This window comes from Lactobacillus ultunensis DSM 16047 (assembly GCF_001436305.1).
GTDB lineage: Bacteria > Bacillota > Bacilli > Lactobacillales > Lactobacillaceae > Lactobacillus > Lactobacillus ultunensis.
In genome coordinates, this window is record NZ_AZFO01000012.1 from 43,438 (window position 1) to 53,752 (window position 10,315).

A 10,315-nucleotide genomic window follows, 5' to 3' on the forward strand; every position below is an offset into this window, starting at 1 on the left:
AATTATATATTGATAAGGGCACGGTGTTATGGCAGATTTAAGATCAATGGTCTATGACAAGAGTAGTAAACTAAATGATTCTGAAAAACAGATAGTTCAGTTTGTTTTAAATAATCCGAAAGACTGTAGCAAGCTTAGTCTGGCCAAGCTTGCAAAGAAGCTCTATGTATCCGAATCTGCAATATTTCGGCTATGCAAAAAGTTAGGGCTAAGTGGCTACAGTGAATTAAAATTTGACTTGGTTGAGTTAGCTCAATCGAGGCAACAACCAATCAAGATTGAAAATAATTTTGCGCGGGAACTCAGTAAAGTAAATGATGATGTTCTAAAATATTTTAAACAGCGAGATTTTAATAGTTTGTACGCTGACTTAGATAACGCTGGAACCATATATATTTACTCGACTGGGTGGCAGCAAGAACTAATTGCACAATATTTAGCTCACGAATTGTTTGTAGTTGGCAAACATGCAACGGTTCTCCCGTCTGCCTTAGATGAATTAAAAGCAGCAAGTCGTTTTGCAAAAAAAGGTGATGTTTTATTCATCATCTCCTTTACAGGTGATAATAAAACAATCAATGAAGAAATCACTAAATTGGAATTAGTGAATGATAAATTCAAATATGTGTCATTTACCGACATGAAGCAAAATAAGTTAGCTTCATTGGTTCAACATAACATATATTTCCCAACTATCGCCTTTACCGATGATGGTGATTATAAGAGTGGCAAAGTGGCTTTTACCCCAGCATATTATTTGATTGATTTATTGATTAGTGAGTACGTAGCTTGGCATCAAAGCCAAAGAGAGGATGTGGAAGTTAATGTGGGCAATTAGTAAACGCAAATTTGGTAATTTCCTTGGCCGAATGACTCAGGGGATGCATTTGGATACTAAGAAAATTCTTACTTGGTATTCCTACATATTGTTCATTGCTCCATTATTATTCTGGGCACTGATAGCAATGCGAAGTGGAGCGTCTGGCCAGTCGATGAGAATGATCATTATGAAGCAGCCAGCAGTCGCTATTGGTACTATAATTGCTATTGTTGACTTTGTGTTAGGCTATTATCTTTTGTTGAATAGACAAAAACTTTTGATTAATCGGCAGACTTATCGTTTCTTGATGATAAGTCAAATGATTGGTCAGGTATTTGTAGGTAATCTGCTCTGTGTTATTTTGGCTGTATTGGGAATGTACAAAGCCAAGAGCTTAAAAAAGACACAAGACAGTGTTAATCCAATAATAATGACTGCATCACTTGTTTCTGCAATCTTATTATTCGGTTGCTTTATGTTGATATTGTTACTTGAATTTTAGAAATCCAGAGGTTATGAATTATGTTTAATTTCTTTAAAAAGAAGAATAAAGGTTTAGAAGTAGCTGCAGTGGTTGATGGTGAAGTAATGCCAATCACTGATGTGAAAGATGATGTTTTCTCAACTAAGATGTTGGGTGATGGTTTTGCTATTAAGCCATCAGACAAAAATATTTATGCTCCTGTTAGTGGCACTATTTCTACGCTCTTTCCAACTAAGCACGCCATTGGTATTAAAACTGATGATGGATTAGAAATCTTAATTCACTTAGGTCTTGATACAGTTGAATTAAAAGGTGCTCCGTTTACAGTAGACGTTAAACAAGGCGATAAAGTTGAAAAGGGTCAACCTTTAGGTACGATGGATTTCAAGATGATTACAGATAAAGGATACGATGACAGTTGTATCGTCGTTTATACCAACATGGATCTTGTAAAGTCCGTTACCCCAGTTGAAAAGGGTACGGTCCAACATTCCCAAAAAGTACAAACTGTAGAATTTAATTAGTCAGCTTTCCCCTCTCTTGTATGAAATTTAATAGACTAATTAAAAAAATGGTTTTAAGCTTAGCTTCTTAAGTGAAGTTAAGCTTTTTTTGTTAATATATAAATAAGAGAAAGCGAGGGCTGGTTAATGAAAAAATATCGTCCAAATACCAAAGCGGTTATTGTAGGAATTATTTTTATGCTGTTGGGTATGGCATGTTGGATAATTAAAGCATCGTTTATTCCAAAAGGAGCAGTATTTCTGTTTCCACTGGGACTCCTGCTGATCTGTATTGGCGGATTAACCTTAACTATTACAGCTTTTATTGCTATGCGTAAGAATGATCTAGCGATGAGCGCCTTGATCAAAAAACAAGAGGAAGAACGTAAGAAAGCTGAAACAGAGGAAAAATAGATAAACAATTTTACAGAGTAAATTATTTTTAAAAGAAGGATTTGAGTAAAGATGAATTTTAAAGAAGTTTTTCAAAATGAACATGTAACCCGTCGATTTACTAACAGAAGAGTTCCCGAAAAAGCTATTGCGGAAATTATAGAAAAAGCACAGCAATCACCATCATTACTTAATTCACAACCATGGCGTGCCTATGTGATTATGGGGGATGCACTTGAAGGCTTTAAGAAAGCAGCTGCAGAGAACATGGATAATAAGGTTAAGCCGAATGAAGATTTTGCTGCTATGCTTTCACTTGATTGGGATACTTTCCCAAGTAGCAATATGGCAATGATGGGTGCTTCTCAAAGCTTCTTCTTTAGAAATAAGCTACATTTATTTACTGAAGCCAATAAGACTACATTTAATGCACCAGCTATTATTTTCCTAACCATTCCTAAAAAGTCACCAGCTTGGTCAGTTTTTGATTTAGGAATTTTTGCACAAAGTATTATGTTATTAGCTATTAACCGTGGCTTAGGTATTATGCCAGCTCACTCAATGGTTTCATATCCGGATCTAGTTAGAAAATATGCTAGAATTCCTGAAGACGAATCAGTAGGAATGGCAATAGCAATTGGCTACATTGATAAGAATGCTGAAGTTAATGATCCTGTCTTTATTCCAAAGAGAGTTCCGTTTAATAAGATTTATAAAATAACTAAATAGTGTACTGCTTGTGTAAAACTGAACTATTTTAGCCAATAAATGGTAGAATATGGTTTAGTAAATAATTTGTGAAAAAGGTGATTGTACATTGAGTCCAGCTCAAATAGTAACTAATTTAGTTGCAACCCTATTAATTTTCATCGTTGCTTCATTTTTTGTAGCTGCGGAATTTGCTTTAGTGCAGACAAGACCTAGTCAGTTGGAAGATATGCTGGCCAAGGGCACTGGCAATAAAAAGAAATTGCAACGTGCGTTACATATGACGCATAATTTGAATGAATATCTGTCGACAACTCAGGTTGGTACTACGCTGGTAGGTGTAGTATTAGGTTGGTTCTCAGCTGATACATTTGCGGTTATTTTGGAAGATGCTTTCCACTTAACCCCAATGAGTGAATCGCTTATTAAATCAATTAGTGCTATCTTAGGCGTAATTCTTTTAACTTACTTAGAAGTCGTTTTGACGGAAGTTGTTCCTAAGAATATTGCCATTGATAAACCTGTGGGCATGATGATGTTAATTGTTACGCCACTTCATGTTTTCCACACGCTTGTTTATCCATTCGTTTGGCTACTTAATACTAGTTCTAATGGTATTTTGAAGTTAATGGGCTTTACCCCAGCTGATGAAGAAAATGAGGTTTATTCTCAATCTGAAATCATTAAACTTTCACGTAATGCCGTTCATGGAGGTTCTCTTGATAAAGAAGATCTTACTTACATGGAACGTGCATTTGAGTTAAATGATAAGATTGCTAAGGATATTATGACTGACAGAACTAGATTGTCAGTTCTTAATTCGACCGATACGATTAAGTATGCTTTAAAGAGATACTTAAAAGAAGGTAATAGTCGTTTCCCTGTTGTACGTGATAATGATAAAGATGACGTTGTCGGCTATGTTTATTCTTTTGACATTGTGCAACAGAGTCAAATTGACCCCAATGTTCCAGTAACTAGAATAATTAGAACAATTATTACTGTACCAGAATCAATGCCAATTCAAGATATTCTGCATTTAATGATTTCAAAGCACACGCCAATTGTTTTGGTTGTTGATGAATATGGTGGTACGAGTGGTATTGTAACTGATAAAGATATTTACGAAGAACTCTTTGGGTCAGTTAAGGATGAAATTGATGATGTTTCTGATGATTACATCATTAAGGACAAAGAAGGCAATGTTCATGTTTCTGGTAAAACTACCTTGTATGACTTTGAACGTTACTTCCACACTGATTTGAAGGCTTTCCAGGATAGTGATATCATTACCATTGGAGGGTACATGATGGAACATTATCCTAACCTAAAGAAGGGTGAATCAATTACGCTTGAAGGCTATAAGTTTACATTGGATAGCATTGAGCAAGGATTCATGCGTTGGTTTATTGTAGCTCCAATTAAAAAAGAAGCTCAAAAAGTCGATCAATCTAAGAGTAAGAAATAGTAAATATTAGGATAAAGCGTCAATTTTGACGCTTTTTTTATTTAAAGATGTTATAATTCTTTTTATTAGAATAATAGAATTTATTGGAACGAAGGGTGGATAAATGGTTAAAGGCGACAATATTAACGATATTATTGATCATAAGTTATTTTCTGAAGATGACATCCATGAAATGTGTGTGCGACTTGGTGCGCAATTAACTAAGGATTATGCAGGCAAGAGACCTTTGGTTGTTGGTGCATTAAAGGGTGCAATTTATTTTTTAACAGATTTAACTAGACAAATGGATGTAGCACATCAATTGGATTTCCTTGATGTGTCAAGTTATGGTGATGGATTCGAATCAACCGGTAAAATCAAAGTGGTTACCGACTTGGCCGCTGATGTCAAGGATCGTGATGTCTTGATCATTGAAGATATTGTTGATACTGGTTTAACCTTGAAGTTCATGAAGGACTTAATTAAGAAGCGTGGTGCTAAGAGTGTTAAGTGCTGTGCTATGCTTAATAAAGAAGCCCGTAGAAATGTCGACGTGGACGTAGATTACTTTGGTTCTAAGGTGGGCAATGAATTTGTTGTCGGCTATGGCTTGGACTTCTTAAACATGTACCGTAATTTACCTTACGTTGGAGTATTAAAGCCAGAAGTTATTCAAAAGTATGTGAATAAGTAATTAAAGAAAGTAAAATCTCTACCGCAATTGCGATAGAGATTTTTTATGCTTTGTTTTTCTTTTGCTGGTGATAATAAATTGGTAGGCCTAAGAGCGTTAAGCCGATGCCGATTAGTGAAAGGAAAAATTGATTAATAATCGTAGAGACAACAATGAAGATGCCACCGATAACTGAGATTAAGGGGATAAGAGGATACCATGGAACCCTGAAGGGACGTTTCAGTTTTGGCTCTCGTTTTCTTAAAATTACCACTGCAATGGATAGCATAGTGTTGAAAGTCCACATAACGAAGACCAACATATCTGTTAAAACGGTAAAGTTACCGAGCAAAATCATAACTATTGCAATTGCATCAACGATTAAAGCACCAAAAACGGGAACACCGGTGTGAATGTTAGCTTTGCCGATTTTGTTAGAGAAAGGCAATAGATTATCTTGAGCCAAGATATATGGGGTTCTCATTCCAGTAAGCATAAATGCGTTAACGGCACCATAAACGGAAATTAAAATACCGATAGTGATTAGTTTGCCGCCAAATTGACCAAATAATTTTATTGAAGCTTCAAAAGCTGCGTTATTGTTATTAGCGAGCTCATGAATTGGCAAAACAGTTAAGAAAGTGTAGTTGATGAGCACATAAATCAGGGTGATGGCGGATAAGCCAAAGATGATTGCTCGGGATAAGTCACGTTCGGGATTTTTAACTTCGTTAGCTAAATTAGTAACTACAATCCATCCTTCAAATGCAAAAAGTGCGGAGAGTAACCCTTGGCTAATGGCATTAGGGAAAGAATGACCTGCACCAACTGTTAATGGAATAATTGGTGCGGGTATTTTATTTTGGTTGAAAAGCCCCCAGAGAATAATCAATGCAATTGGGATAATCTTTAAAATTGTGATGACTGACTGCATTTTGCTAGAGAACTTGGTTCCGATCAAATTGATGCCGAGTAAAAAGAGGACTAGTAAAATAGCTATTAGATTGGAATATTTTGCTTGAATACCAAATAGAGATACAAATTGAACGCCGAAGATAGAACTGAGCGCACCGATTTGGGCTGGAAAATAAACTATCATTTGAGCCCACCCAAAAAGGAAGCCCCAAACGCGTCCATAAGTATAATCAAGATACTTGATTGCTCCGTTAATTTTTAAACTGGCTGCAATTTCAGAAATTGTCAAACCTGATGCAATTGAAATAATACCAGCAAGAATCCATACAAATAAAGTCATTGAACTGCTGCCAGTTTGAGCAGTAATAGTACCAATTTTGAAGAAAACACCGGCACCAATGACAGAGCCAACTACTGTGGCTAATGCTTGTCCAAATGAAATTTGCCTTTTCAAATAATTCACCCTTACTTAAAATAAATAATACTAAATTATTTTAGCACATCGTTATAGAAGTATTGGTGTGTTAGAATTATTTGGTTAAAATAATAACAGGGGGAAAAGCCATGAAAAGATATCATCATAAATATACTTTGCCAGCAATCTTGACTTTGTTGATATTAGCGATTGCATTTCTTTTAATTGGCTTTTTTAATTTTAAGAGACAAACGACCTTACCGCCGGATTCAAATTCAAGTGCAATTGGCATTCAGTTGAATCAAGATATCGATTATGTGGATTTGCATAAACTACAATCAAATGGGATTTCTTTTGTTTATTTAAAAGCCACGCAGGGTAGGTCATATTTTGATGAAAATTACTTGTCCTATCGTGATCAAATTTTAGGCACTAAGCTCGCTTTTGGCAGCATGATTCTCTATAGTAATGAATCAACTCCACGTGAGCATTATCGCTATTTCTTTAAACAAGTGGGCAATAATACTGGTAGCTTGCCAATTTTGCTTGTACCCGCTGTAAATAGTCGTAGTGCTAAGTATTTAAATTCAATGAGCCGTTTTGCCACTATGTTAGAGAAACGACATAAAGAAGTAATTGTTGAGTTGGATTACGGATATCACAAGTATTTTAATAAGCAAACTAAATTTATCTCATCGGGTAATAAGATGCCAAATAAGCTGGAATATTCTTTTTGGCGTTATACAACCAACGGACGCGTTAAGAACGTTACGGGATTAGAAAAGGACGTTACGATGTACGCGTATAACGGAACCGTTGGTCAATATAAACAGAAATATGGACAATTAACGCAATAATGTATCAAGAAGAAATTAAACAAATTTTACTTAAACAACATAAAGACAAGCCTACTTTAATTCAAAAGGCAAGTTACGATGCAATTAGGAATGGTGCCAGTTTGGTAGGATTAGCTAAAACTGGAACGGGTAAGACCTTGGCTTACGCATTGCCTAGTCTGGAACGTGTACAAAAAGGCAATGCAAATAGCGTAATTATTATTGCACCAACTACTGAATTAGCTGTGCAGATTCGACATGCAATTAATCCATTTATTCATGCATTAGGTCTCAAGGGCGTCAGTTTAGTAGGCGCTGGGAATCGTAAGCGCCAGGAGGATAATTTGAAGAAGAAACACCCAGAAGTGGTGGTAGCTACACCTGGGAGATTTTTTGACTTCTTTTCAAGTAATCGAATCAAGATTAATCAGATAAAGACTTTGATTATTGATGAAGCAGACGACATTCTGGAATTCGCTAAGTTGGAACTGCTGTCCTCTTTAGGGCAAAACTTAGGATCGGATAGTCAAGTTTTGCTTTTTGGTGCAACTGATTCTGAAATTACTAGGGATGCTGAGGAGATCTTTAATCGTCATTTTCTTTTAGTGGATGTCAGAAATGAACAAAAATCAACGACTAAGCATTATTTCTTGCAGGTTGATAATCAGCATAAGATTGAATTTCTCCAACGAATGACTAAATTGGATCACTTTAAAGGTATCCTTTTCTTTGACTCTAATAAGACGATGATGCGTTTTGCTGGAATTTTTGGTCATACTAAGACTAAGTTTGAATTACTGGCTAATGAATTTGGTAAGCAAAGTCGTGAAAAAGCGTTAAGTGATTTAGCTAGCGGCAAAACTAAACTGTTATTAGCTACAGATTTGGCTGCTCGTGGTCTGGATATTCCAGGCGTCACTTACGTCATTAATTTTGAAATTCCTAGTGAACCTAACACTTATTTACACCGTGCTGGTCGTACTGGTAGGATGAATGCCAAAGGTTATGTTGTAACTTTAGGTGATGATCATGATTATCGTGATTTGAAGAAACTTTTAGCAGATCAAATTGAAGTAGAACGTGTATATTTTGCGGGATATCATTTGACTACTAAGAAACCTAAACTTAAGAAAAAAGAAGAGAAGAAAATAGTAAAAACAACTGTTAGGAAAAAGAAGTCAAAGAAAAAACGCAACAAGAATAAAGGCTACCATCCACATTATTTGAAGGTGAATAAATGAGTCGATTAGTGAAATGGCTGGAGGATTACGTTTTACCTTTAGCTAGTCGGTTAGGACAAGTGAGATGGCTTGTGGCGTTGCGGGATGCATTTATTTCCTTAATGCCGATAACTATTGCTGGTTCTTTAGCAGTACTGATTAAAAGTTTGGTGGAAGCTGCAAGAGACCATTTAGGTTGGAAAGCTTTTGCCTTTGTTATGCAGCCGATGGTATCAATCAGCAACTTAGTTTGGCGAGGTACTTTTTCTCTTTATGCATTTTTCTTTGCTTTAGCATTAGGTTATCAATTAGCTAGAAATTTTGAGGGCAATCGCCTAGCTGCTTCAATTGTATCTTTGTCATCATTTGCACTGAGTATTGCCAGTGTTGCTAAAGTTAAGGTTCATGGTAGTAATCTTGTAATTAAGAATGCTTTTGATATAAGTCAATTTTCAACTACGGGTTTGTTTACTGCAATTCTATTTGGTTCAATTGGCTTCGCTATTTATTTTGCTTGTTATAAAGCAAGAATTATGATTCATTTATCAGCTAATATACTTCATGCAGAGCAAGCTGCTTTTGATTCATTGATTCCAGCAATGATTGCAATTTTTAGCGTAGGTGGTATTAATTATTTATTCCAAGTAATTACAGGAAAGTATTTTGGCAACTGGTTGTTAACCACTATTCAAGAACCTTTAGTAAAATGGGGGCAAGGCTTTGGTACTGTTCTCTTAGTTACTTTATTAATCCAAGTATTTTGGTTCTTTGGTATTAATGGCTTGGGTGTCTTATCACCAATTCTGGATTCTATTTGGCTGACGGCTCAAAATGGCAACATTACTGCTGTACGTGATGGACATGTACCACCTTTTGTTTGGGTGCGTGGTTCATTTGATGTATTTGCTTGGTTTGGTGGTGCTGGCGGTACTTTAATGTTGATAGTAGCGATTCTTATTTTTTCTAAACGAAGCGACTATCGAACAATTGCTAAAATTGCTTTAGCACCTGGTATTTTTAATATTGGGGAACCAGTTTTATTAGGATTGCCTGTTGTTTTAAATCCTGTTTATTTGATTCCATTCTTGTTGACACCTGTTGTTAATGTAGCTTTTTCATATTGGGTCAGCGTGATGGGATTGGTTAATCCAGTCCAAGTAGGGGTGCCTAGCATAATGCTACCGATCATTGGACCATTTTTGGCTTGTAATTATGATTGGCGAGCAATTGTGTTAAGTATTGTAGACATGCTTATTGCTTTTGCAATCTGGACACCGTTCGTAATTGCAGCAGATAAAATTGCCAATACTAATAATCCAAAGACATTCTTTACGACACAATTTTAGAAAAAAAGATTAACTATTTATCGAATTTCTGGTAAAGTTAATCTTGTATTTGACCCCGTAGTTCATCTGGATAGAACAATGGTCTCCTAAACCGTAGAGGTGAGTTCGAATCTCACCGGGGTCATTTAATAAATAAAAGGTCCATCTGAGATTATCCCAGATGGACCTTTTGCTTTAGCCTAATGGATTGAGCATGATAAAGGTGATCAGTCCCCAAACAAGGAAGACACAAATTAAAGCTATGTAAAGCAAGTGTCTTCTAGTCTTAGGGGGTTTGGATTTATCCATACCAAATACTAAACAAAAACACCCAATAATTATAAAAAGTGCGGTTGTAATTAAAACTAATAAACTTGAATTCATTAATATTCCAACTTTCTTTAAGTACTCTTCTATTAAAACACATAAATAGGGGTGCAAGATAGGACTAAATCAGTTATAGTAAAGTTAAGTTTTCGGAGGATTTTTTATGCAAAGAATTAAGGTAATGACTGTCTTTGGCACGCGACCAGAAGCAATTAAGATGGCTCCGCTTGTCTTAAAATTAAAAAAAGA

General features: G+C 35.7%; 12 protein-coding genes, 1 tRNA gene and 1 pseudogene. 12 read left to right on the forward strand and 2 right to left on the reverse strand.

The features are described from left to right. The first annotated feature begins 28 nt into the window (after window positions 1-28). From FC57_RS05025 to hpt, 7 genes are all read left to right on the forward strand, one after another. Entirely contained in the window at window positions 29-838 is an 810-nt protein-coding gene (locus FC57_RS05025; protein ID WP_007125176.1) for a MurR/RpiR family transcriptional regulator, read from the forward strand. Continuing rightward, a complete protein-coding gene (locus FC57_RS05030) occupies window positions 825-1,322 on the forward strand; it encodes a hypothetical protein (protein WP_040529341.1) in 498 nt (165 codons plus the stop codon). The genes FC57_RS05025 and FC57_RS05030 overlap by 14 nt, the downstream gene beginning before the upstream one ends. A gap of 20 nt (window positions 1,323-1,342) precedes the next feature. Then, complete coding sequence (locus tag FC57_RS05035; protein WP_007125178.1) at window positions 1,343-1,828, forward strand: PTS sugar transporter subunit IIA; 486 nt, start codon at window positions 1,343-1,345, stop codon at window positions 1,826-1,828. Window positions 1,829-1,954: 126 nt separating this feature from the next. Further along, the gene (locus FC57_RS05040; RefSeq protein ID WP_007125179.1) at window positions 1,955-2,221 is read left to right on the forward strand and encodes a hypothetical protein; all 267 of its coding nucleotides are present in this window, start codon (window positions 1,955-1,957) and stop codon (window positions 2,219-2,221) included. Between the two features lie 51 nt (window positions 2,222-2,272). Beyond that, complete coding sequence (locus FC57_RS05045; RefSeq protein WP_007125180.1) at window positions 2,273-2,929, forward strand: nitroreductase; 657 nt, start codon at window positions 2,273-2,275, stop codon at window positions 2,927-2,929. An 88-nt stretch (window positions 2,930-3,017) separates the two neighbouring features. Continuing rightward, window positions 3,018-4,376, forward strand: coding sequence for a hemolysin family protein (locus FC57_RS05050; RefSeq protein WP_007125181.1), 1,359 nt, complete (start codon window positions 3,018-3,020; stop codon window positions 4,374-4,376). A 103-nt stretch (window positions 4,377-4,479) separates the two neighbouring features. Further along, window positions 4,480-5,049, forward strand: a complete 570-nt coding sequence (gene hpt, locus FC57_RS05055; protein WP_007125182.1) for a hypoxanthine phosphoribosyltransferase — start codon at window positions 4,480-4,482, stop codon at window positions 5,047-5,049. A gap of 43 nt (window positions 5,050-5,092) precedes the next feature. Here hpt and FC57_RS05060 read toward each other — a convergent pair whose 3' ends face one another. Further along, on the reverse strand, window positions 5,093-6,397 hold the full coding sequence (locus tag FC57_RS05060) for an APC family permease (protein WP_040529343.1): 1,305 nt from the start codon (window positions 6,395-6,397) through the stop codon (window positions 5,093-5,095). Window positions 6,398-6,507: 110 nt separating this feature from the next. On the opposite strand from FC57_RS05060, the gene FC57_RS05065 reads away from it, so the two are divergent. The 4 genes from FC57_RS05065 (at window position 6,508) to FC57_RS05080 (ending at window position 9,884) form a co-directional block, all read left to right on the forward strand. Beyond that, window positions 6,508-7,215: a GH25 family lysozyme gene (locus tag FC57_RS05065; RefSeq protein ID WP_040529344.1), complete on the forward strand. Its 708-nt coding sequence runs from the start codon at window positions 6,508-6,510 to the stop codon at window positions 7,213-7,215. After that, window positions 7,215-8,435: a DEAD/DEAH box helicase gene (locus tag FC57_RS05070; RefSeq protein WP_007125185.1), complete on the forward strand. Its 1,221-nt coding sequence runs from the start codon at window positions 7,215-7,217 to the stop codon at window positions 8,433-8,435. Before FC57_RS05065 ends, FC57_RS05070 begins: the two co-directional genes overlap by 1 nt. Continuing rightward, complete coding sequence (locus tag FC57_RS05075) at window positions 8,432-9,760, forward strand: PTS sugar transporter subunit IIC (RefSeq protein ID WP_007125186.1); 1,329 nt, start codon at window positions 8,432-8,434, stop codon at window positions 9,758-9,760. Before FC57_RS05070 ends, FC57_RS05075 begins: the two co-directional genes overlap by 4 nt. Before the next feature lie 51 nt (window positions 9,761-9,811). Continuing rightward, window positions 9,812-9,884 (forward strand) — tRNA-Arg (locus FC57_RS05080). 50 nt (window positions 9,885-9,934) lie between these two features. On the opposite strand, the gene FC57_RS11230 is transcribed toward FC57_RS05080, so the two are convergent. Beyond that, a complete protein-coding gene (locus tag FC57_RS11230; RefSeq protein ID WP_081445801.1) occupies window positions 9,935-10,123 on the reverse strand; it encodes a hypothetical protein in 189 nt (62 codons plus the stop codon). A 106-nt stretch (window positions 10,124-10,229) separates the two neighbouring features. On the opposite strand from FC57_RS11230, the pseudogene FC57_RS10650 reads away from it, so the two are divergent. Next, window positions 10,230-10,315, forward strand: a pseudogene (locus tag FC57_RS10650) (UDP-N-acetylglucosamine 2-epimerase); the annotation flags it as partial.